Below are 23,767 nucleotides of genomic sequence, written 5' to 3'. Positions count from 1 at the left end.
AAACAGCACCCGACTTTTGCTTAAAACCAAGTAATAATGGAAGAAATAAAAGAAAACATTCAAAAACTCGGCAAGTGGTTTCACAACATCGACCTGCATGGCGTTAAAACTGCACCTGATCATTTTTTAGGCGATTATCCAAGTATAAAATTTCAACGCTTTGCACATGCCATTCCAAAAGATTTAACCGGCAAAACGGTACTGGATATTGGTTGCAATGCGGGCTTTTATTCTATAGAGATGAAGAAGCGTGGCGCGGCGCGCGTAGTAGGCATAGATTCGGATGAAAGATACCTTGCACAGGCACGCTATGCAGCAGAGGTATTGGAAGCAGACATTGAATTTAAAAACATGTCGGTATATGATGTGGCGGCCCTGCACGAACAATTTGATGTGGTCATCTTTATGGGTGTATTATACCACCTTCGCCACCCCTTGTTAGCGTTGGATTTGTTGTATGAAAATGTGGTAAAAGATATACTCATTTTTCAGTCTATGCAGCGCGGCAGCATCAACATAGAACCACTAAAATATGATTATGATTTTTGGGAAACAGACCTATTTACCAAACCCGGCTTTCCGCAATTATATTTTATAGAAAACCGTTACTCCAACGACCCAACCAACTGGTGGATTCCCAATGCAGCCTGCATGGAAGCCATGCTGCGTAGTGCCGGTTTTAAAATTACCGACCATCCTGAACAGGAAGTATATATTTGCCGCCGCAGCGAAATAACCGACAAGCAGCCACGCGCAGTATATCCACCAAAACAATAATTGAATAATTTTTTGTGAGTGATGAGTTGTGAATGGTGAATAGTCAAATTGTGAATATTAAACATTTAGTTACAACCCAACATTAAGCTTTCACTATTCACTATTGATGATTCACCATTCACAAAACCACTTGCGAGCAGTATAATAAAAGATTGAAAACAACCTATGATTGAAGCAGTAAAATTCTGGAACGAACCGAACAACAAATCGCATTGGGCTTTTGAGATTGATCCTGAATGGAGAATATTTGGTGAAATGGTAAAAGTGGCTGCGGAAGCAGTAAAAGCTGAAAACCCCGGTATCACGCGGGTGCTGGGCGGCATCTCTCCTATTGATCCGCATTTTATTAATATACTAAAAAGCTACGGCACACTGGACAATCTGAATGCCGTGGCAGTACATGGTTTTCCTTTTGACTGGAATAACTGGAGCATTAATGAATGGCCCAATAAAATTGCTGAAATTGAAGAAGTAACCGATTTGCCCGTGTGGGTTACAGAAGTCGGTATTTCTACTTTTGGTGCCGAAGAAGTGCAGGAGTTTGGATTGCGCCGCACTGCCGAATTGCTGTTAGGGCGAGTGGATCGTGTGCACTGGTACAGTTTGTACGACTTGCCCAAAACCTGGGAAGCTACTACCCGCCACCGCGAAGCTGAAGGCTCCTCATATTATCGCCACTTTTATTTAGGTTTATTAAAGGAAGATGGTACGCCCAAACTGGCGAGTAAAATCTTTTCTGATTATACACCCGAGTTTGGCATTTGTCAGTGGTTTCATTTTGAAGACCACCGGCTGGACAGTGCAATAGAGTGGCTACGCCGTTTGGGTGTAAAAAAGTTACGTACCGGACTAAGCTGGGCAGACTGGTTGCGCCCTAATGCAGCACAATGGTTTGACCATGTAATGAAGCGGTTAGATGAATTTGATACAACGGTTACTTTTTGCTTTACACCCGAATCTAAAGGCATTCAGCCACATCATACCAGCCCACCTCAAAACATACAGGAGTTTGCAGACTTTTGTGTGGAAATGATGCGCCGTTATGCATAAAAAAGCTGCGGCTATGAGTGGTAAGCCCCGGGCATATGTAACCAACCTGAAAATGGCATAAGTATTTCGGGTAAACACACATTTAACACCTTTAGGATTTGCTCCAACAAATCGTTTGTATGAGCCAGAATATGGAGGCAGCTATAGCTCATTCGTGGGAGTATCACATGCGTTGCGGCAATTTTGCAGCAGCATGGGAATGCAGTGATGCAGACTTGAAAGCTCGCGCCGGCAAGCCCTGCTGGCATTTGCCCCGGCATTATCAATACATCTGGAATGGTAACTCTTTACAAGGTAAAAGGGTGCTCATTCGTTGCTATCACGGATTAGGAGATACTATTCAGTTCATCCGCTTTGCACCGATGGTAAAAAGAGTAGCAAAAGAAGTGATTGTATGGGCGCAGCCAAAACTCATTCCATTATTAGAAACAATGGAAGGCATTGACCAGCTCTTGCCATTACATGATGGCACACCCGAAGTGGAATATGATGTGGATGTAGAGACAATGGAACTGCCATACATCTTTCGTACAACATTGGAAACATTGCCTGCAGCAGTGCCTTATTTGCAGGTGGAGCCGTTATATATTTTCCCAAAAAATAACCGGTTTACTGTTGGCCTGGTATGGAGAGGCGGTGATTGGGATGAAAGACGAAATATTCCTTTTTCTGCCTTGCTCCCTTTAGCAAATATCCCTAATATTCAGTTCACTATTTTACAAGCCGATGCAGCAGCAGCAGGCTGGCAGGAAGGCTTTGGAATGAATGCAAGTAATTATTCTTTTATGGAGCATGCCCGCATTATCAAAGGGTTGGATTTACTGATTTCAGTAGATTCTATGCCGGCGCATCTTGCCGGTGCACTGGGTGTTCCGGTCTGGAATTTATTGCAGAAAAAAGCCGATTGGCGCTGGATGGATGACAGAGCTGATAGTCCCTGGTATCCTACCATGCGGCTATTCAGACAGGAAAAAGAAGGTGATTGGGAAGGAGTGATAAAACGAGTGGCTGGCGATCTGGAGAAGTGGAATAAAACGACAAAATAATCCAATACAACAAAGCAAGATGAATAAAGCAATTATGCAAAAGAAAAACCTGTTGTTGATACAACAGGTTTTTTCTACGACTTAATATTGTAATCTATTTATCTCTTCAACTCCCCAAACCGCTTTTTCATTTCGCTCCATTTTCCGCCATGATACGCAAGGCTATGATACACCGCCGTTGCGGTACGTGCAAACCACAAATAAATTTGTGGACTATTAAACTTGCGTGCTAAGACAAATATCCGGTTACTCCATGTAGAAATAAAATAACGCATTTGATAAATGCGCTTACGTTGCTTTGTAAGCGTAGTAGCATCTGGTACTACCCGCTTGCGTGGCTGAATACCATTTTTTGGCCAGGTTAGGCGATACGCCAATCCCTCGCGCCGCTGCCGGAAACCTGCAGCCTGCGTTTGCTCCACAAATTTGCCATCTACTTCCGTTAGATTTAAATGCCCTTCTTCAATGGCTTTATCTATCAATTGCTGCATAAGAGCAGAACGGGCAATCACTACATTCGTTCCCCTTCCATCTGAAGAATACGGTTCTACCCACGCATCGCCAAAAGCTACATCGGCTGTTTCTGCAACTACATCATCACAATAATTACAGGCATTATTCATAAAATATCCGGCGCCCCAATCGCCATCATTCAGGTGCCACCAGTCCCGGTTTACCACGCGCCCATCATCCAAAGTAAGCATAGCATTATACCAGTTTGCCGGCCGATTCGGGTCTTTATAGCGGTACTCTACTTTTTGAATGTCACTCACGGGCACACCCATTTGCCACGCAAAACTTTCTACAAACCGTGCACTTTTCATGTGCCCGCAAAACAACCCAAGTGTATATTGGATGCGCTCACGAAACAAAGTATTTTCCTGGCGCAGCAGATTGATGGCTTTGATGAAACAAGGAATACCAATAACGGCATAACGCCCCGGCACTTCGCGAATAGTGTTGAGAATCTGAGACATTTCAATGGGATAATATCTCGACTTTGCACCTTCTCTTACCTGCGCTTCGGTACGCGATATCCGGTACTGAAAATATCTGCCTTTTTCTTGCGGGTTATCCACGCCTACAACATGTGCCACACCATCAATCAACCCTTTGCGCATCAACTCGGCAGCTACCCAGGTAACCATGCCACCCGAACTACCCTGCATCCTGAAATCTTCTTCCGCCACATGACCTACATACGCTTTTTGAAAAGAGCCAATAGTAGCCATGCGTTGCCTTGCATCAGAAAACAATTCCGCAGCAAAAAAATCTTCATTCTTTGCAGCAGGTGAAAAAGGACAAGTTTGGGTAAAAGTGGCTGATTTTTGCCGATACCAGGCAGTGTCTCCACGTGGTTTTAAGAAGCCCTGCTTATCCCATTGCATGGATGCATTAGATGAGCAAGACTGAGCCACACAAGCACCGCAACCAATGCACAAACCAGAACTAACCATATCTTTCGGACTCAACAATTCACTCATGCAATTTGAAGTTGTTTGATGCTTAAAGCTTCTTCTAAATAGACTTTGGAAGACTTACGAAGTTCAGTAATCTTTTGAGTAATATTTGATGCTAAAGGTTCACTCAATTGAGTAGTATAAACCGATGTGGCGGTATCTGCTGCTACCAAATGTTTTTCACCGCCCAACAGTTCCATCAAACATTGCACTTTGATGCTTCTGTAAGGTGTGGTTTCGCACACAAATGGTTTTTTATTACGAAGTGCAAATACACAACCATGAAAGAAGTTGGTAGCCACCGCTGTTGCATTTGCCATAAAATGTGCAAAATCGTGCGGACCGGCAGTGAGCCATTGTTCATCTGCCCAATCGTTGCGATAACCAACACTGATCAATGGCAGGTCTGTAAGCGCTGCAAACGCCCGTATTTCTTTTATAAAAAAATCCGAGAAATTATGCCCGTACACAGCTATATATTGTTGGGGTAAATGAGTCAGATCCCTTTCATCAGGATGAATAAAAAACTGGAGGCAGGGGTCTAACACAATAGGAGCTTCGAGGTTGAGTGCATTATTGATAATCATTTGCGAGTTGGAATCGCGTACAGCAATAGCATCAAAATTTTGCAGTTTTTCTGCCCATTTTTGTTCTAAACCCCAATCTGCCTGATAGTTGCCAAAAGACGCTGCATAAGAAATAAGGCGGTCAGTTTTAATATCATCACCATAAAACAATGAACACCCGCCATACCAGGGATGAAATAAATTCCACACCTCATCGCTACCTACTACAACGGCATCATAGTTTTCCATCTCTTCCGGCTTACTCAAAGGAAAGCGTGGCGAAAGTGGCAGTGTTTTAAAAACAGCGAAGAACTTTTCTATTTTTTCACGATAAAAAGCATAATCTGTCTCCGGCACATGCGTAGGCAGCGTAGGGCGATAAGCACATTTCCATTCTGCAAGATTTACACGTCTTGATTCGTGGTCGAGAATTACGGCATTATGCCCGCGCTCCTGCAAGCCTTCTGCAAGGCAGCGTGCCTGCCAGTAGCTTCCATAATTGATACAACGGTGAAAGGTAAGCACTCCGATTTTTAAGACGCCCATGTTTGTTTTTCCTGTTTATTTCTGAAATAATTTTTTAATTGTATGCTTTATATCCAACCTATTTTTACATCCGCACTACTGCCATCAGTTGGTGCAATTGTCCTGCAAAAGTTAGTCCATGTACACTATGTACAGTACAGTGGTTATAATTCTCTCAGTCTGAGATGGGTGTTCTGCAGGAATTAACGTTCGTTGCAAGGCAATATAAAAGATAAATCAGTAACAGCACTTATAAAATAACTTCATGACTACCTTTTTATTAATCAGACATGCAGCAACAGCGGCCGTAGGTAAAAAATTGTCCGGGAGAACAGCAGGTGTACATTTGAATGAAACAGGGCAAATGCAGGCACAACAACTCGCAGAAAGGCTTGCAAATGTGCCCCTTGCAGCCATCTATAGCAGCCCGCTGGAACGCGCTGTTGAAACGGCTGAACCGGTTGCAAAAGGGCATTATTTGGAGACGGTCATCAACAAAGATTTTATAGAGATTGATTTTGGCGAATGGACAAATTGCAGCTTTGAAGATTTGCAACATCAACAACCATTTCAACTGTTCAATTCATTCAGGAGTTGTACACGTATTCCTGGCGGAGAATTGATGCTGGAAGCACAAGCCCGCATTGTTGCAGGGCTACAAAAGCTATGTGTTCAACATCAAAATGAAACAGTAGCGGTCGTTAGCCATTCCGATTTAATAAAAGCAGCAATTGCTTATTATGCCGGTATTCATTTGGATCTGTTTCAGCGTATAGAAATCAGCCCGGCATCGGTGAGTATAGTGGAAGTGTATAAGGAAACAGCAAGGATTACGTTGGTGAATGGCGGCGGATTATAGCACAGGCAAAATGAACCGCGGATAACACGGACTAAAACACGGAAAAGAGAGGATTTTATTATGTACCAGGGATTCATAATTATAAAACACACTTTCAATAATACATGCAGCACTGCTTTATTGCTGTCATCCCTCATCTGTTAACTGCAACTATGGTGACAAATTTTTATATAAAGCTTTAATTGGGTGTAGTATTTGATAATCATTACACAACAAATCAAAAAATCACATGCAAAATCCTATTGAAAAAGCTGAGGGAAGACTGGGCATATTGCTGCCGGGAATGGGCGCAGTAGCCACTACATTGATTGCCGGTGTTGCTGCCGTAAAAAAAGGGTTGGCGCAACCCGTTGGTTCATTAACACAAATGGGTAATATACGGTTGGGTAAAAGAACCGAAAACCGCTATCCGAAAATAAAAGATTTTGTGCCGCTTGCCGAGTTGGACGAGATTGTTTTTGGTGGCTGGGACTTGTATAGTGATAATGTATTTGAAGCAGCCATGAAGGCCAAAGTATTGGAGCCTATGCTGTTGCATGCAGTGCGGGAAGAGTTGGAAGCCATTAAGCCAATGAAAGCGGTATTTGATAAACATTATGTTCCTAACTTGAATGGTACGCATGTAAAAGAAGAGCGTACCAAAGCCGACCTTGCCAAGTGCCTGATGGATGATATTGAAAACTTTAAAGAAGCCAATGATTGCTCACGCGTGGTAGTGGTATGGAGTGGCTCTACCGAGCGATACCATGAAATTTCGGAAGTGCATCAAACCATAGAAGCCTTTGAAGAAGGCTTGCAGAATAATGATCCTGCTATTGCACCTTCTATGATTTATGCGTATGCTGCTATTAAGCTGGGCGTGCCGTTTATGAATGGTGCTCCAAATTTAACCTGCGATATTCCTGCATTGATTGAACTGGCAAAAGAAACCGGAACACCCATTGGCGGTAAAGACTTTAAGACTGGTCAAACATTAATGAAGACGATTTTGGCACCGGGCTTAGCTGCGAGATCATTGGGTATCAAAGGCTGGTTTTCTTCTAATATCCTGGGTAATCGTGACGGCTATGTATTAGACCATCCGGATAATTTTAAGACCAAAGAAGTATCGAAGCTGAGTGTGCTGGAAGATATTCTGCAGCCGGATATGAACCCGGAGTTGTATGGGGAAATTTATCATAAAGTAAGAATCAATTATTACCCGCCACATGGCGATAATAAAGAAAGCTGGGATAATATTGACATCTTTGGCTGGCTGGGTTATTCGATGCAGATTAAGATCAATTTCCTATGCCGCGATTCTATTTTGGCCGCCCCTATCGTACTGGACTTAGCCTTGTTTAGCGACCTTGCAAAAAGAGCCGGTATGTCGGGCATTCAGGAATGGTTGTCTTTCTATTTTAAATCTCCGCAAACCGCGCCGGGATTGCGTCCTGAGCATGATATCTTCAAGCAATTAATTAAGCTACAAAATACCTTGCGTCATTTGATGGGCGAAGATTTAATTACACATTTAGGTTTGGATTATTATCAGGATTTGGCAGAAGTAATGTAATAGTATTTAAAAAAATTTTAACTACAAAGACAAAGGGTTCAAAGTTGCGCAAAGGATAATAAAGAATACTTTATGAGGCTTTTTTCCTCGCAACTTCATAGTTCCATATTCTTAAAAATGTAACTAATATATAAGACAGCTTGAATAAGTTTACAGTAAACAAAAAGGCAGCCTTGAAAAGGGCTGCCTTTTTGTTTACTGTTATTAAATTACCCAGGTACTCAGACTAAATAAATTATGCCTTTTACAGATTTATCAAAATGGCAAAATAACCTTCATACAAATGTTTCGTCCCATATTGTAAATGCCGGTATGCCCGCTTGGTGATTGGCTGTAATACTCAAAATATTTCAGCCGGTTTAAGTGCGATTGATATACTTTGTTTGTAATGTTATTAACCTCAAACAACAACTGCATCGTTTTGGCTGGTAAGTATTGTATCTCTGCTATCCAACCTATATTAATCAAATGATAGCCCGGTGTACCGGTTTCTGTACTGTTTAATCCTAAGAAGCGGTCTTGCGCAGCATTGAACTCTACTTCCACTTTTGGAGTGAGCATTGTTATTATTTTTGATCTCAGTTTGACTTTTTGAGCAATGTTGCTTACTAATTTTAAAGGCGGGATAAGTGGTAAATACTCTCCATTAATATCCTGCTTTTTATAATCCTGCTTTTTATTAAATCCATACACGATAGCCAGGCTATTATTAAAGCTAAAACCCTCCATTTTTTGCGGGTGAACAGCAAGCCAGGCCTCCATGCCATATAGTTGTGCAGCTGCCTGCTGGTATTGATAGGTCTTATTTCCCTGCGCATCCGTTAAAGGATTTCCATTCGCATCGGCAAGCATGGTAAGATAAATGTAATGCTGGATATTATTATTAAATAAGCTTACTTCAGCCGAAACAGCTTTGAAGGTAGCACTCACTCCTACATCTTCCTGCAGTGAAAATTCAGGATCAAAGTTTCTGTTGCCAATGTAAAAAATATGTGCTCCGGGGTCCAATCCGTTCGATGCTATTTCAGTTATATTAGGTGCTCTGTAACCTCTGCCCACATTTGCTTTAATGCTAACGTTGTTTGTTAGGTGCCATGCAAATCCCACACTTGCAGAAACACCGGTAAAGCTTTTTGTATAAGCCGGAAACTGCAATGTTGCACCAGTTGTATCTTGCTCATTCACCTGCTGATTGAAGCCGGTTAGAGGATCGGTTTTTACATAGAAGTCATTCCATCTAACCTGCCGTATATCATAACGGACTCCACCGCTGATTGTAACATTTTTTTGCTTCCATTTTGCATATACAAATATGCCGGCATCCAGCAAGTTGTAATTGGGTATAGGAAAATCAGTGGCATCCTTGCTTTTATTATGTTGCAGCATACCATTCACACCAACAGTAGTTTCGATGTTGATAATCTTTGGTGTATTGTAATGCAAATCATAGTTCAACGTATTCAACCGCACATACATACCCGCCTGTTGCGGCTTAGTTGGATGATTGTATTCTCTACGGATATTTTGCTGTAAGGCAAAGAGGAAATCAATATTGCCTTTGCCTGTTTCATAGGCACTTTTTATGTATGCCCTATAATGCTGAATACGCTGGTGCAATGGAGAAAGCTGATATGTATTTAATTCATCCGGTGAAACAATTGGACGGTGTTTGATATCATCATTAATGCCCTCATTTATTTGCTTTGTAAACATTCTGGTTAATGAATCGCGGCTGCCATCCGGAATACCTTGCAAATTATCATACAGGCTGGCATTGACGTGTGTATATCCTTTACTGGTCTTATACCCTAAAAGTGCAGATAAATTTTTCTCGTTGAAGTTGGTATTGTACACTGTACCGTCAACAGCATTACGATAGTTTTTAGCCAGCCGGTATGCACCTCTCAAGGCAAACAAAAAATGCGTTTTATTGTAATATAGCCTGAAACCATTTCCTGCCATATTATTGTTAGTCTGGTATTCGGAGGTAACATTTCCATGCCATTTTCCATCGCTCTCATTTGGAATAAAAGGAAACAAACTCACTACACCGGCAACTGCATCCGAACCATACATCAGGCTGGCAGGACCTTTTATAATCTCGGCTCTGTGAATATTATAGGCATCCACTTCAATCCCATGTTCATCGCCCCACTGTTGTCCTTCCTGCCTTATGCCATCGTACAAAGTAAGCACTCGGTTGTAGCCAAGGCCACGAATAAAGGGTTTGGAAATATTAGGGCCTGTTTTCACTGCATTTACGCCGGGCGCATTTTTAACCAGTACATCAATGATATTGCCGGCGGTTGTTTGGGTAATAGCTTTTGAGGAAACACTTACCACGGCTACAGGATTTTCCCTGACGTGTGTTGCCTTTGAAACGCCGGTTACTACCACCTCATCAAGCATACTCCTATTGTTCACAAGTGTAATAGTAAGTGTAACTGATTCATTATTCTTAAGCGTTAACTGTCTTTCTATATTATCATAACCAATGTAGGAAATATGAATACGATAGGTGCCGGGTATAACATTGCTGATGAGGAAATATCCGTAGCTATCTGTAACCGTTCCCTGGTTTGTTTCAGCGAGCACCACACTTGCCAGGGCGACAGGTTTACCCTCCGAAACTATTTTGCCGGCTATACTTGCTGTTTGTGCAAACAACGTATTTGCTGTACCTGCAAAGAAGATAACACATAGTAATATGGTCGTATAAATTTTTATCACGTTATATTGTTTCACTGGCAAAATTATGCAAGTTAGGCTTACCTAACAAAAACATTTTGATAAATCACATATCTTTATGCTATGTTATCGCATACAGAAGAGAATTATCTAAAGGCATTATTTCACCTCACTACAGAAAATATTGGTAAAAACAAAGCCGGTACTAACGAACTGGCGGCGCATCTGAATGTGAAGCCCGCTTCGGTAAATGATATGCTTAAGAAGCTGAAAGAAAAGAAGTTAATTCACTATGAGAAGTATGGCAAAATTTCGCTCACTGCAGAAGGCAAACGCAAAGCGGTAGACATCATTCGCAAACACCGGCTTTGGGAAACTTTTTTGTATGAAAAACTGGAATTTAGCTGGGATGAAGTACATGAAATTGCCGAACAATTGGAGCATATTCAATCTGCCAAACTGATAGATAAATTAGAAAAGTTTCTCGACTATCCCGAGTTTGATCCGCACGGCGACGCCATCCCCAATGCAAAAGGTGAATTGAACATACAACCACGCAAAACATTGTCGGAGATTGCCATTGGAAAAACCTGTAAACTGATTGCGGTAAAGGATAACAGCGCTACTTTTCTGCAATATGTGGTAAAAGTTGGGTTGGGTATCAGCAGTAAAATAAAAGTGCTTAGCCGGCAGGATTATGATGCTATTATGGAGATTGAAGTGGACGGCAAGAGATCGAGTGTGAGCCAGAAGTTTGCAGAGAATATTTATGTGTTGTGAGAACCTTATACAGCCCTGCCACATGTCTTCACGCATCAAGGCTGTAAACTGTAAATTTTTATGTTTTCAACTTTCTACTTCCTGCTGCTTTGCTACCTTTTTACCTACCACTTCTTTATAATACATTTCCAACTCACTCGCGCGGTGTGCTGCCGTATGATGATGTAAAACTTTTTGCCGGGCGCGTTCACCAATAATTTTTCGTTGTTCTTCGCTAACTTCTGTTAAATAGTAAACGGTATCCGCTACTGACTTTGAAATCAATATTTCCGTTTCAATTTCAAAAATAGAGTCAATACCATCCCAATAATCAGAAATGATGGGCGTGCCACAGGCTGCCGCTTCAAAAAGGCGTACGCTGGGTGAAAAGCCCGCCTTAATCATATAGGCACGGGTAATATTCATGGTAAAAAGCTGGCTGTTGTAAAATGCCCGATGCTGTGAAGGTGGCAGGTGTTCAATGCGTTCTACATTAGCTCCCCAATGAATACTTTGCGGATATTGCGGACCGGCAACTACAAACCGCTTATCGTTTAATTGCTCCGCGGCATCCAGCATTAATTGTTGCAAAGGCGGCTGGCGGTCATCGCTATATGTTCCCAAATAACCTAAATCCCATTTGACAGGTGTTTCTTCGGGAAAATATAATTCAGGATCGAAAGAGCAATAGAATGCTCTGGCTGCGGGTGAGCCGTATTGTTGTTCTATTCTTTGTAAAGTAGGCCCGCCGGTAAAGGATAAATATAAATCGTATTTTGGAATTAAGTCCGGATGTAAATACTCAAAATCGCCTCTTTCCAATTTTGTTAAAGTAACCGGTGTATCAATATCATAGAAAGCCGTAATGCCATCTGCAATATTGGTTACAAACTCCCCTACCGCAACACCTTCGGGCACATAAGAACCCACAATCACTAAATCAGCATGTTGAATCAAATCAGCATATTCTGTTTTTAATTCTTCAAGATTATTGTACAAAATGGTTTTGCAAAAAGGCGTATTAGCAAGGTCGCGATTGGAGGCATACCAGGAAACATCGCGCTCTAAAAAAGTTACATCATGCCCGTTTTTATTTAATTCCCTGACCAATCCTCTAAAGGTAGTTGCGTGCCCATTGCCCCAGGAAGAAGTAATGGATAAACCTAAAATAACAATGTCTAATTTTTTACTCATTATATAGCCTCTTTTGTAGTGGAAAATTCCTGTTGCAAAATGCCGTCTAACTCTATTGCCCGGTGTGTATAAGTATGTTTCGCCAGTACTTTTTTCAACGCTGCCTGTCCAATTACCTTTGCTTTTTCTTCGGTAAGCGATGATAAAATTTGCGCCACTTCATCGCCATTATTCGCTACTAAAATTTCTTTTTCAGGCTCAAAAAAAGTATCTATTCCTACCCAATAATCCGTAATAATACAGGCGCCTGCACCAGCCGCTTCAAACACACGCGTAGCAGGCGAAAAACCGTATTTTACCATACTATCGCGACTGATATTCAGCACTGCTTTAGGTGAACAGTTCAATGCATTATGGTCTTTGGTAAAAACATGCCCGATGTAGTTGATGTTGGATGACATTGGCTTATCGTGCCAGCCATTGCCACCCAAAATAAAGTGGCATCCGGGCATTTGTGCAGCTACATTCAGGAAGAATTCCTCTACACGTTTTTCACGGTCAGGCAGGCGGTTGCCGAGGAAAGCAAGGTCTGCTTCAAAGCGTGCTTCTTTAGGCACCGGGTGATGCGTGGATGGGTCTAATGCGTTGTAAATAGGATAGCAGGCACGCGCACCCAATTCTTTATAAGCACTCACTACCGGATTGCCGCCACCATAGGTTAATATCAAATCATATTGTGGAATTAACGCTTTGAAATAATCACCTTCAGAATAATTTACGCGGTCTAAAGTAGCCGGTGCATCCACATCCCAAAAGATAACATGCTTGCCTTTTAATTTCAATTTCAACACTTCTTTTTCCAGCAATTCATCAAACACACCTACACCACTTGTCTTGATGATAATATCTGCATGCAGCGCATCGTCCAACGCTTTAAATACTTCTTCTTCTGTTGGCTGATATACATAAATACGTGCCCAATCCGGGTCTTCTATATCGCGGTTCTTTTGCCGGTCATAGGCATCGGGTTCATAAAATGCGATCTGATGACCTCGCTCGTGCATCGCACGGATAATACCGCGGTAGTAGGTTGCGGCACCATTCCAATAGGCAGAAACTAAACTGGAACCAAAAAATGCAAATTTCATGTGGTGGTGTTTATATTTTTTCTCGAGGATAGCACAGATGCATACAGGTGATTACTGAGTAATCTTTACATATTCATCCGTGTTTACCGGTGAGCAATTATTTACTCCTAATTCCTCACAAATCGTATACAGCTCATCCACGCGGTGTGCGCAAGTATGTTTTTGCCGGATGGTTTGCAAAGCATGTTCTGTCATGTCTTTTACCCAAGGCTCGCCAGCAACCACTTGCTGCATTAAAACTTTCATTTCTTCACCATTTTGTGCAAATTTGAAATCTTTGCCAGGCGTAAACAAATGTTCTGCATCACTCCAGGGCGAAGACAATAACGGAATGCCGCAAGCCATTGCTTCAAACGGGCGGATGGTAGGGATGCCGGGTAATGAACGCACATACGGTCCGCGTGGCACGTGCGCGGTAAAACGGTATTTGGCAAATACTTCCGGTGCTTTAAAATTGGGCAGCCAGCCGCCGTATTCAATACCGGCATCTTTCAATGCTTTTTTTGCATGCTCCGGATAACGAACGCCGTATATTTTAGCTTTGAGCCCTAATTCTTTTACAGGATTGATGAGAAACTCAAATAATTCTTTGGTGCGTTCTTCATCACCCCAGTTACCAATCCAAACCAAATCTCCTTCATAACCATCCGAAGGTAACGGTTTAAAGATACGGGTGTCTGCAGCCTCATGCCACGTCCATGCTCTTTTAGTCCAGCCTTCTTTTAAATAGATTTCTTTTATCATGTTGCCGAAGGCTAACACACCATCGTAAGCAGAAAGATCATACGCTTTCATGCTTTCGCGTTCGGTAACAGCCCGATGATGTGTATCGTGGAAGAGCAATTTGAAAGAAGATTGCTTACGCTTCTCACCAATCTTTTTTACCAGGCTATGCTCGTTCCATTCATGTACAATTACCAGATCGGCATCTTGCAGAACAGCATCCAAATCAATCGTTGCAGCGTTGTATTGAATGGATTTTAGTAATGGGTAATATTCATAAAATTCTTCCACTGCTTTTTCACCATGCTCTTGTATCAAATTGGATAAACTCCAACCATTTTCCGGTTCGTAAATAATCACTTCATTGCCACGTGCAATTAGTTCGGTAGCAACACCACGTAAGAAATGCGCATTGCCATGGTTCCAATCGGAGAGCAGCGAGTGATAAAAAAGCACCATCTTCATCTTATACTATTTCCTGGTTTATATTAGTACATCGTGTTTACAAATTGCGATCCGTCATTGCGAGCGGAGCGAAGCAATCTGTGGGTAGAGGTATAATCATCATTGGAGGCTCACTTTGTATCTTACCACCTTTCACTGCTAAAGGCATATTTTGATTGTACTAAGACTAACAGATTGCTTCGTGCCTCGCAATGACGGTTCCTCTTTTATTTGTATTTTAAACTGTATTTGATACAAGTTGTTCTTGTTGTAATAGTTGACGGTACACCTGCAAATAATTTTCTGCCATAGCTGTTGTAGCATATTGCTTTGCTCTGTTCATTGCTTCCTGCGCATAATGATTACGGAGCCATTCATTCTCCATTAATTCATTCACTTTATGGGCAAGCTCATCCACATCATTTGTATTTACATACACAGCACTGTCGCCCCATATTTCCTGCAGGGACTCAATCTTACCCAGCACCAATGCACAACCTGATAAAGCAGCTTCTAAAATGGACAAACCAAAAGGTTCATATGTTGCTGGCAACACATACACAGCAGCAGTGGATAATTGTACTGCTACTTCCTGCATGGATAGCTTGCCAAGGTAAATAATATTATCACTTTCTATTGAGCTACTATTGTTTTCAAACCGGTTATCGCCGGCTAATTTTATGGGATAATAAATGTGCGATGAAGCCTTGATTAACAATTGTATGTTCTTTGCTTCATCCCAAATCCTGCCCATGCTAAAAACGTATTGCTGCTTTTGTTTTGGGTAAAAAATATCGTCATTTCTGCCGTTATAAATCACTTTGCCCGGCGTTATTGCGCCATAAATCTCCCGTATAAATTGCAACATCGTTTTGGATGGCGCGATGAGCAAATCGGCACCTTCCAGTCCCGCACGCACTCTGGTAAAATACTCATTCCATTGTGCAGGCGGCACCATTTTTTTTACCGAGAGAAACCAGGAAAAAACATCGGAATGAGCTACTATTATCGCCGGCGCTTTCCAGGGAAGCGAACCATATACATAGCCGTTAATGTGAATCAAATCAGGCTGGAGTTTTTCTTCTAACTGCAACAACCACTTGCCGGAAGCATCCACATTTTGCCATGGATTCTCCATCCATTCCAATAAAAAATCTGTTTCATACACCGTTACATTTGCCAATGCTGCCATTTCCCTTTGTTGTGCAGGTTGCATGCGCGTACCGGTGGTAATAAGATAAAAGTGAACGTTACATGGAAGTAACGCTTTGCATAATTCTATTGAATACGACCATACACCACCAACAGTATCGGTGGTCATTAAGATGCGTATTGGTGTATAACTGTTATGCAATTCTTCCATAGATTTTATCCAATACTGCGGCTGATTTTAAAAAGTCTTCGGCTTCACTGTTATAACTCCCATCAGCAGCTAATTTTTCTATCCAATTTATTAATGCTTTTCCACCCCAGTCATCCGGTGGTGCAATAATTGTTTCTGTTTTTGTTCCCCAATAACGAAGCCCCACAAAATCGTAAAAAGAACCATTTACATTCTTTAAAGCCACACCACCGTTGGTGCCATAAAAAGAAGCTTCAATCACGGCTTCACAGCCGGCAGCAAGGTTCCAGGAGCAGGCTAATTGGGCAGTTACATCATTGTCTAAACTCATAAAAACATTGGCATAATCTTCCACCGCTTGTTTGCCTTTTACCGAATTGCCTTTGGCAAATAAATCACTGCTTACCGTAGTTACATTGGGGAAATTCAAGGCATACAACATGAGGTCAATCAAATGAATACCTAAGTCCAACACACAACCACCGCCGGAAAGATTTAAGTCATAAAACCAAGGTTTATCCGGACCGTAAGCATTATGGAATTTCAGATCAACACCAAAGATTTTTCCCAATTCGCCGGATTGTATGATGGAATAAATAGCCTGAAATGCTTTAGTATAACGGTAAGAAAAATCGGCACCTAATAATTTATTGCTTTTTTTAGCTGCATTCACAACTGCTGTTACTTCTTCAAGGTTTCTACCTAATGGTTTTTGACAAAAAACTGCTTTGTCTTGTTCAAATGCAGCCACTGCCTGCTCTTTGTGCAAAGCGCTGGGTGTAGCTATTACTACGCCATCAATGTTTTCTTCTGTAATAGCATCTTTAAATGAAGCCGTTGCTTTGCTTTGCGGTGCTATTTTAATGGCTTCTTCTACACAAGCCTGCGATGGGTCGGTGATTACTGCAATAGTTGCCAGATTGCTGTTGGCAGCGGCCTGCAGGCGGTTTCTTCCAATCCAGCCTACGCCTGTAAAAGCCAATCTAGGTTTAGTATTGATTGATGTTTCCAAAACAAAATTTTTATAGTTGTATCAATGCTTTCATAAATCCATCAGGACGCTTTTTGGTTAATTCAAAACCTTTTGAAATAGCATCTAATGGAAGTATATCGGTGTACAATAATTGCGGGTCTAAAATGCCCTGCAATACAGCATCTACTGCACTCTGCATACCAGTTAAATATTTGGAGGCATCCCGCTCATGTGCGTTGATAACATCAATGGCTTTCCAGTTCCATTTTTGCATATTCACCTGGCGCAAACCATCCTGGTGATAACCGGCAATTATAAGTTTGCCATATTCACCAATAATCTCCGTTGCTATATCAATGGCTTCCTGCTTACCGGTGGCTTCTATTACGCGGTTACAAAAAGCACCGCCGGTAATTTCCCCCACTGTATTGGCAACTTCCCAGGCATTGGTAAGTGGAATTGTTTCATCCGCACCATACTTTTTTGCAAAATCCAACGAATATTCACGACGGGAAATGGCAATTACTTTTGCACCTTTTTGTTTGGCTAACTGGCATAATAATGCACCTAAAAAGCCGATGCCGATAATGGCAACTGTATCACCTTTAGATATATCGCTTCGGTTGAAAATATTCATGGCACAACCCAATGGCTCGCCGGGAAAAGGAATGTTAGCTAATTGTTGCGGCAGCTTTACAAAGCTTCCCTCTTTAGCTACATCGTATTCTGCATACGCATGATAAGAAAGAAATGCTACACGGTCACCAACTTTTATATCGTTTATTTTATCGCCGGTGGCTTCTACTATTCCCCAACCTTCATGCCCTGGAGAGCCGGGTTCTAATGGATATTGAAACCATTCGCGCCCTTCCCACAGGGGAATAGAGGATGTGCAAATGCCGCAACCTTCTACACGTATCTTTATTTCGTTGTCTTGTATGTTGGGTATAGGCGTTTGATATAGTGTGAATGTTTGTGGTTTATCCAATACCGCTGCAATCATCTGGTGTTTTTCGTTTTATTATTTGCTGAAATAATGTTGGTGCCAAAGGTAAGTAGATGCTGGTTAGCCGAGATAGATTTATAAATACTCCTTCTTGTGTTTTCTATTAGATGCCATGCATATCTAAATATAATTTCTATTTTAAGTTCTTGTTTGTTACTTTTTTCTTTGATAAAAAAAGTAACCAAAAAGATCAAGGACAACCCGATCCGCGCGTTTATCTTCGATGAGACTTCGTGTTGTCCGGCCATCGCCACCCTTTATCCTAAGATACAGCTTTAATGGTAGCTAAATCATTCCCTAAACAACAGAAATCCATCTGAGAGTAAGTGAAGGCGCAGGCACGCACGGATGCGCGGAGCGATTATGCCGTCCTTGAACCCACGAAGTGGCTCATTGAGTCTATTGAAAATATTTACTATCCGAAATAACTAAACGAAGCGTTCTCATGAATACCATTGAAAAAACATCAATACATTCATAACTTTTTGGTTCCTTTTTTCTTTCAAGAAAAAAAGGAAGATGAGCAATAATTATATAAAATCATTCTCTACTATTCTACTCACTTAATCAGCACCTGAAATTATTTCGAACAGTACTTGAAGACACGAATCTTAACAAAGAGTACCATAGAATATATCAGAGCTTACTTGTATAAAGCAACTTACGCCGGGCTGCCCACCTTTTGCTTTTTGCTTTCATTTTTCTTTGCCGGTATAATGGCATTTTCCTGCAACCAGTTGTACAATCTCTCTACGCCTTCATGCGTTCCTACCTGTGGTTTCCAGCCGGTAACCGCGTTGAATTTGCTGAAGTCGGAAACATAATATTTCTGGTCGCTGGGGCGCCAGCTATCAAATTGCACTTCGGGCTTTTTACCGGCTATTTCACCAATCATATCACACAACTCCAGCAGGCTGATGGTGTTGCTTACACCGCCCCCCATGTTGAAGGCATTACCCGATATTTTATGAATGTTTTTCATTGCTAGCAAATAAGCGGTTACTAAATCTTCTACAAACAAAATATCGCGCACCTGCTTGCCATCGCCATATAAGGTGATGGGTTTGTTTTTTAATGCTTGTATGAGAAAATGCGCTACCCAGCCCTGGTCTTCGGTACCAAACTGATGTGGGCCATAAATGCAACTCATGCGAAAAACAACGGTCTTCAATCCAAAGGTTCTTGCATAATCCAGCATGTACTGGTCGGCTACCCCTTTGGTACAACCATACGGACTATGAAAATCCAGGCTTCTTTTTTCACTAATACCATGTTGGCGAAAAAAAATATTTTCGGGATAATAGCGCGTACCATTCATTACAATGCCTAAGTCATCCAAATCGCCATATACTTTGTTGGTAGAAGAAAAAATAACCGGCGGCTGATGCACTGAATTGCGAATTGCTTCCAGCAGATTGAGCGTACCTTGCGCATTCACTTCAAAATCGTAAAAAGGATCAATCAGGCTGGAGGTAACCGCCACCTGTGCAGCAAAATGAAATATCCCATCTGCTTTGTTTACGGCTTCTGCAACAGCAGCCCGGTCTCTGATGTCTGCAATCATTACCTGTAAATGCTGCTTATGTTTTTCCTGCAACCAGGATAAATTATTCTTTACACCAGCACGTGACAGGTTATCGAATAGGAGTACTTTTTTTCCTTGTGTCAGCAACCGATTTGCAAGGTTCACGCCTACAAAGCCGGCTCCGCCTGTTACCAACGTATACTTATCTTCATTATCAGATGCAGATTTAGCTATCATTTTTTTTAGTGCTTTAGTGTTTTAAACGGTTAGTCCCCTTACTGCCAGTTCGTTGCTGGCTTCACTTACTTTATCTTCTGCAGTTTGTCCTTCCAGCCATTCTGCCAGTTCAATCAATCCGCCTGCCAATGATACTTTTGGCTCGTAGCCCAATATAGTTTTCACTTTAGATATATCCGCAAAACAATGCCGGATATCGCCCACTCTATACTTGCCCGATATTTCAGGAACAATATATTCTTTGTTCAATATTTCAGAAAGCTTGCCAGCTATTTCGTTGATAGTATAAGCATTACCGCTGCCTACATTAAATACTTCGCCGGCAGCGCCTGTTTCCATGGCCAGTCTCGATGCCTGTGCTATATCCGATACATGCACAAAGTCGCGCATCTGGTTACCATCTTCAAAAATCAATACAGGATTGTCGTTGAGCAAACGCGAAGCGAATATAGCGAGCACACCGGTATAGGGATTGGAAAGCGATTGACGGGTGCCAAAAACATTGAAGAAACGTAAGGCAACAGTAGGAATATTATATGCTTTACCAATGAGCAAACACATGCGCTCCTGGTCGTACTTGGAAAGCGCATAAACGGATGACAACGAAGGTGTTTTGGTTTCGGGCGTTGGATAAGGTGTAAGCACATTTCCTTTAGCATCATATATTTCCCAATCGCCTCTTTTTAGCTGATCCAGTTTGCGTTCCAAGCCTGCTTTAATATTGCCTTCCGCGTCTTTGTACAAGCCCTCTCCATAAATGCTCATGCTGGATGCAACCACCAGCTTTTCAACCGGATTCTTGCTTAATGCTTCCAGCAATACAGCAGTGCCTACATTATTTACATCGGTGTATTCTTTTATTTCATACATGCTTTGCCCTACGCCCACCATAGCTGCATAGTGATATACGGCATCTATATCCTTCAAAGCTTCTTTCACTTTTTTAGGATCGCGCACATCACCTACAATCAATTCTACTTCAGGATTGAGAAATGCTGGTCGATTGCAATTTTTGCCATGCACCTGTTCACATAAGTTATCCAGTACTCTTACCTCATAGCCTTTCTCCAACAGTTCATCTGCCAAATGCGACCCGATAAAGCCGGCGCCACCTGTTATCAAAACTTTTTTATTCATTAATAATAGTGTTTTATAGTAATATAGGTTTTACAAAAAAAGATGCTGATATAACTAACAGTCGTCTAAAAACAACCTGCTTCTTCTATAAAGCTTGAAAAAGCGCCGGAAGCGTTAATTACTTGTTGCTAAATTCATCTTATCCGTTTTGTCTGTCAGGGTCCGATCTGCTATATCAAGCAACTTGTTTTAGTTGTATTATCCATTATTCCGTATGTAGCTTTTGAAGGTAAAGCAATGCCGTAAAATTTCTTTTTTATAAAACGAAGCCGGGCAAGTGTTGCAAGCGTAAGAGCAGGGAGTAAAATGATGTGGTAATGGGTTATAATAAAACATGGTTAGCATTTATAATTTTTTATTACGGCTACAATTATTGCTGTGAGTTGACTCATAGCAAAATATGTTCCAATAGCAATAACAGCAGCAATGTGAAGGCGAAAGTGAAGTTTTAGCCCGTTGACATGTACTTTTTATGGCTTTATTATCCACTACTCAATACGCCTTATTGCAACTGCAAGGTCTGTTACAATCGGCGGTGTTGTAAAACAAAAACAGGGCTCCTCTTTATAATCCATTTCATACACTTTTACTGCCGAGCCGGTTGCTGTATTCCATGCTGTAATTTGATAACGCCCACACTTCAACCCAGGAATTTGTACATCTACCATCAATGGTTCGGCAAACGGGTTGAGCATGCCGATAACATTAATCGTGTTGGTACGCAACAGATACAACACCGCCTGCGCTGCATCGGCACAACCAAAAGGTGCAAAGGCCTTGTTTGAAACAACAATCTCTTTATTCAAGTTTTTTCGTTGGAATTGTTGCCAATTGATGAGTGGCAAAAAAGACGCAAGCACCTGTTGCGCGTTGCGCATACCAGTTGTAAGCCTATGCGGATGCCGGTTGGGCCAGCGCATACCACCGCCTGCACCACCCGAAGCAAAATGCGCCCACTGAATATGCCGGAAGTATTCATCATCAAAGGGCTCGGGCAGTGTTGTTTTATGGTCTTTAAAAGTGTGAATGGGACCATGCTCGCTGTCAAAAAAAGGACGGTTATTATTGGTGTGTTCCAATGCTTCGCGCGTGAGTCGGCCGGTACTGACAGCTGCATCCACTGTGTTTTTCGGATGGTCAATTGTCCATGCCTCATAAAAATGAACGGAAGCAAAATCGAGTGCCGGATGTTTAAAAATGCACTCAGCAGCACGTGGCTCTTTGTACAATACGGGGCTAAAGACGGAGACTGTTTGCGGATGCGCACGTCCGTACAACCGCAATTCTGTTTGCCGTAAAAAAGAACTGATATCCTCTATAAATTCACTAAAATTATCTACGCTGTCACCGGCGTGAGCAGGATGAATTTCGTTCCAGATATCCCAGGCAAATAAAGCGCCGCTGCCGCCCCAGCGTTCGGTTGCAAATGCCAAACGCTGCTTGATGGCCTTACGCGTTTCTGCACACAGCAGCCACTGACTGCGTTTGTCACATGGACCGCCATTACTCTTCTTATACGGGTGATGTTTCCAGCGAAGCCACATCCAAAAAGTATCGTAAGGGGTAAGCAGGATGCGCAATCTGTATTGCTCGCACAGCGCAAACAAATCGTCCCACAATTGTATCATGTTAGGCTGAAAATAACCAACCGGCTTTTCAAAATAACGGTTTTCGCCATGGCAATATTCCAGCATCAGGCGCAGGCACGTAACACCATGCTGAGACAGCATTTGCAGATACTTTTCTACACTTGCCAGATCTTTACGCCGGAAAATGCCTGCTAAATCCGGCCATGTAATCGCATCATTCTGTCCAACGGGCATCCAGTCTTTTCCATCCTCTGTTACAAAATAAGGAGCATCTTTTGCTACTTTAATCCAGGGCAGGTTATATGCTAATGGGATTGCCTCTTTTTGTACGTTTTTTTTGGTGTTTAAGTTAACTGGGTAGGTTGCTAGTTGATCTATCATCGTGTGTAAATAAATACCGTATTATTAAACTAACTGCTAGTAACGGATATAGCTATCCTCAAAAATTTTGCCATAGCAAAATACACCGTTGTTTTTACAAGCGCTATATAAAATGTAAGAACAATTGGTTTAACCCGAATTGAACCCATTAAAATAAAAACAATGGGTTATGCGAAGCTGTATGGCATAAAAGTTCCATAGTATTTACAAACAAAGAACTATATGAATAGTAATGGAAGAACAGACCAAATGCCTGAAATGGCGCGCATTGTAGAGCGGAATATTGATGCGCTGCTGAGACGGCATAAACAGGAAGAAAAACAAAAAACCTTTGAGGAGCGGCTTGCCGATGCAGTTACGTGCTTTACCGGCAGCATGTCGTTTGTTTATATTCATTTAGTACTTTTTGGAATATGGATATTCTGGAATGTTGGCTGGCTGCCTTTAAAACCTTTCGATCCTTCATTTGTTGTGTTGGCCATGTTCGCATCGGTAGAAGCTATCTTTCTTTCTACATTTGTACTTATCAGCCAAAACCGGATGAATGCGCAGGCAGATAAACGTGCCGACCTTAACCTGCAGGTGAGCCTGCTGGCAGAGCACGAAGTAACCCGCCTGATAACGCTGGTGACTGCTATAGCCAAAAAAATGAATATTGAAGATGCTTATAATCCTGAAATAGATGAATTAGCGAAGGATGTGCAGCCGGAGAAAGTATTGGATACCATGGAAAAACATCAAAAAGAAAGTGAGGATAGCCTGAATAATGAAGTAAGTTAATGGTAATATACACATAAAAAGGACTATAAAACTAACAGAGGTACAGCCCAATATTATTTAGCT

General features: G+C 41.8%; 19 protein-coding genes. 7 read left to right on the top strand and 12 right to left on the bottom strand.

Annotated elements, in window-relative coordinates; genetic code table 11:
- Nucleotides 1-36 precede the first annotated feature (36 nt).
- From FC093_RS02095 to FC093_RS02085, 3 genes are all read left to right on the top strand, one after another.
- Nucleotides 37-777, top strand: coding sequence for a TIGR04290 family methyltransferase (locus FC093_RS02095; protein ID WP_137260073.1), 741 nt, complete (start codon nt 37-39; stop codon nt 775-777).
- A 165-nt stretch (nt 778-942) separates the two neighbouring features.
- Nucleotides 943-1,827, top strand: a complete 885-nt coding sequence (locus FC093_RS02090; protein WP_137260072.1) for a beta-xylosidase — start codon at nt 943-945, stop codon at nt 1,825-1,827.
- A gap of 119 nt (nt 1,828-1,946) precedes the next feature.
- Nucleotides 1,947-2,873 (top strand): glycosyltransferase family protein, encoded by a 927-nt coding sequence (locus tag FC093_RS02085; protein WP_137260071.1) that lies wholly within the window; start codon nt 1,947-1,949, stop codon nt 2,871-2,873.
- 98 nt (nt 2,874-2,971) lie between these two features.
- On the opposite strand, the gene FC093_RS02080 is transcribed toward FC093_RS02085, so the two are convergent.
- On the bottom strand, nt 2,972-4,357 hold the full coding sequence (locus FC093_RS02080) for a Coenzyme F420 hydrogenase/dehydrogenase, beta subunit C-terminal domain (RefSeq protein ID WP_137260070.1): 1,386 nt from the start codon (nt 4,355-4,357) through the stop codon (nt 2,972-2,974).
- Nucleotides 4,354-5,445, bottom strand: a complete 1,092-nt coding sequence (locus FC093_RS02075; RefSeq protein WP_137260069.1) for a polysaccharide pyruvyl transferase family protein — start codon at nt 5,443-5,445, stop codon at nt 4,354-4,356. The genes FC093_RS02080 and FC093_RS02075 overlap by 4 nt, the downstream gene beginning before the upstream one ends.
- Before the next feature lie 244 nt (nt 5,446-5,689).
- Between FC093_RS02075 and FC093_RS02070 the strand changes: the two genes are divergently transcribed.
- Nucleotides 5,690-6,283 carry a histidine phosphatase family protein gene (locus FC093_RS02070; protein ID WP_137260068.1) on the top strand — a complete coding sequence of 198 codons (594 nt, stop codon included), beginning with the start codon at nt 5,690-5,692 and terminating at the stop codon, nt 6,281-6,283.
- 229 nt (nt 6,284-6,512) lie between these two features.
- Nucleotides 6,513-7,838, top strand: a complete 1,326-nt coding sequence (locus tag FC093_RS02065) for an inositol-3-phosphate synthase (protein WP_137260067.1) — start codon at nt 6,513-6,515, stop codon at nt 7,836-7,838.
- Between the two features lie 255 nt (nt 7,839-8,093).
- On the opposite strand, the gene FC093_RS02060 is transcribed toward FC093_RS02065, so the two are convergent.
- Entirely contained in the window at nt 8,094-10,568 is a 2,475-nt protein-coding gene (locus FC093_RS02060; protein WP_206106485.1) for a TonB-dependent receptor, read from the bottom strand.
- Between the two features lie 81 nt (nt 10,569-10,649).
- On the opposite strand from FC093_RS02060, the gene FC093_RS02055 reads away from it, so the two are divergent.
- Complete coding sequence (locus FC093_RS02055) at nt 10,650-11,306, top strand: metal-dependent transcriptional regulator (protein WP_137260066.1); 657 nt, start codon at nt 10,650-10,652, stop codon at nt 11,304-11,306.
- A 66-nt stretch (nt 11,307-11,372) separates the two neighbouring features.
- Here FC093_RS02055 and FC093_RS02050 read toward each other — a convergent pair whose 3' ends face one another.
- The 9 genes from FC093_RS02050 to FC093_RS02010 all read right to left on the bottom strand — a co-directional run bounded on the left by FC093_RS02050 (nt 11,373) and on the right by FC093_RS02010 (nt 22,924).
- On the bottom strand, nt 11,373-12,479 hold the full coding sequence (locus FC093_RS02050) for a CgeB family protein (protein WP_137260065.1): 1,107 nt from the start codon (nt 12,477-12,479) through the stop codon (nt 11,373-11,375).
- Entirely contained in the window at nt 12,479-13,567 is a 1,089-nt protein-coding gene (locus FC093_RS02045) for a CgeB family protein (RefSeq protein WP_137260064.1), read from the bottom strand. Before FC093_RS02045 ends, FC093_RS02050 begins: the two co-directional genes overlap by 1 nt.
- 51 nt (nt 13,568-13,618) lie before the next feature.
- Complete coding sequence (locus FC093_RS02040) at nt 13,619-14,755, bottom strand: CgeB family protein (protein ID WP_137260063.1); 1,137 nt, start codon at nt 14,753-14,755, stop codon at nt 13,619-13,621.
- A 217-nt stretch (nt 14,756-14,972) separates the two neighbouring features.
- The gene (locus tag FC093_RS02035) at nt 14,973-16,097 is read right to left on the bottom strand and encodes a glycosyltransferase family 4 protein (RefSeq protein ID WP_137260062.1); all 1,125 of its coding nucleotides are present in this window, start codon (nt 16,095-16,097) and stop codon (nt 14,973-14,975) included.
- Nucleotides 16,081-17,088 carry a Gfo/Idh/MocA family protein gene (locus FC093_RS02030; RefSeq protein ID WP_137260061.1) on the bottom strand — a complete coding sequence of 336 codons (1,008 nt, stop codon included), beginning with the start codon at nt 17,086-17,088 and terminating at the stop codon, nt 16,081-16,083. Before FC093_RS02030 ends, FC093_RS02035 begins: the two co-directional genes overlap by 17 nt.
- A gap of 10 nt (nt 17,089-17,098) precedes the next feature.
- The gene (locus FC093_RS02025) at nt 17,099-18,052 is read right to left on the bottom strand and encodes an MDR/zinc-dependent alcohol dehydrogenase-like family protein (protein ID WP_137260060.1); all 954 of its coding nucleotides are present in this window, start codon (nt 18,050-18,052) and stop codon (nt 17,099-17,101) included.
- Nucleotides 18,053-18,716: 664 nt separating this feature from the next.
- Entirely contained in the window at nt 18,717-19,817 is a 1,101-nt protein-coding gene (locus FC093_RS02020) for a GDP-mannose 4,6-dehydratase (protein WP_137260059.1), read from the bottom strand.
- Nucleotides 19,818-19,838: 21 nt separating this feature from the next.
- The gene (locus FC093_RS02015) at nt 19,839-20,954 is read right to left on the bottom strand and encodes an SDR family NAD(P)-dependent oxidoreductase (RefSeq protein ID WP_137260058.1); all 1,116 of its coding nucleotides are present in this window, start codon (nt 20,952-20,954) and stop codon (nt 19,839-19,841) included.
- 488 nt (nt 20,955-21,442) lie between these two features.
- On the bottom strand, nt 21,443-22,924 hold the full coding sequence (locus tag FC093_RS02010; protein ID WP_206106484.1) for a cellulase family glycosylhydrolase: 1,482 nt from the start codon (nt 22,922-22,924) through the stop codon (nt 21,443-21,445).
- Between the two features lie 222 nt (nt 22,925-23,146).
- Here FC093_RS02010 and FC093_RS02005 point away from each other — a divergent pair, with 222 nt between their 5' ends.
- On the top strand, nt 23,147-23,704 hold the full coding sequence (locus FC093_RS02005; RefSeq protein WP_137260057.1) for a DUF1003 domain-containing protein: 558 nt from the start codon (nt 23,147-23,149) through the stop codon (nt 23,702-23,704).
- The last annotated feature ends 63 nt before the right edge of the window (nt 23,705-23,767 follow it).

The sequence above is a fragment of the Ilyomonas limi genome (genome assembly GCF_005233845.1).
Classification (GTDB): domain Bacteria; phylum Bacteroidota; class Bacteroidia; order Chitinophagales; family Chitinophagaceae; genus Ilyomonas; species Ilyomonas limi.
Note: the sequence above shows the minus strand (reverse complement) of the source record. Positions and strands in the feature narration are given on the sequence as shown.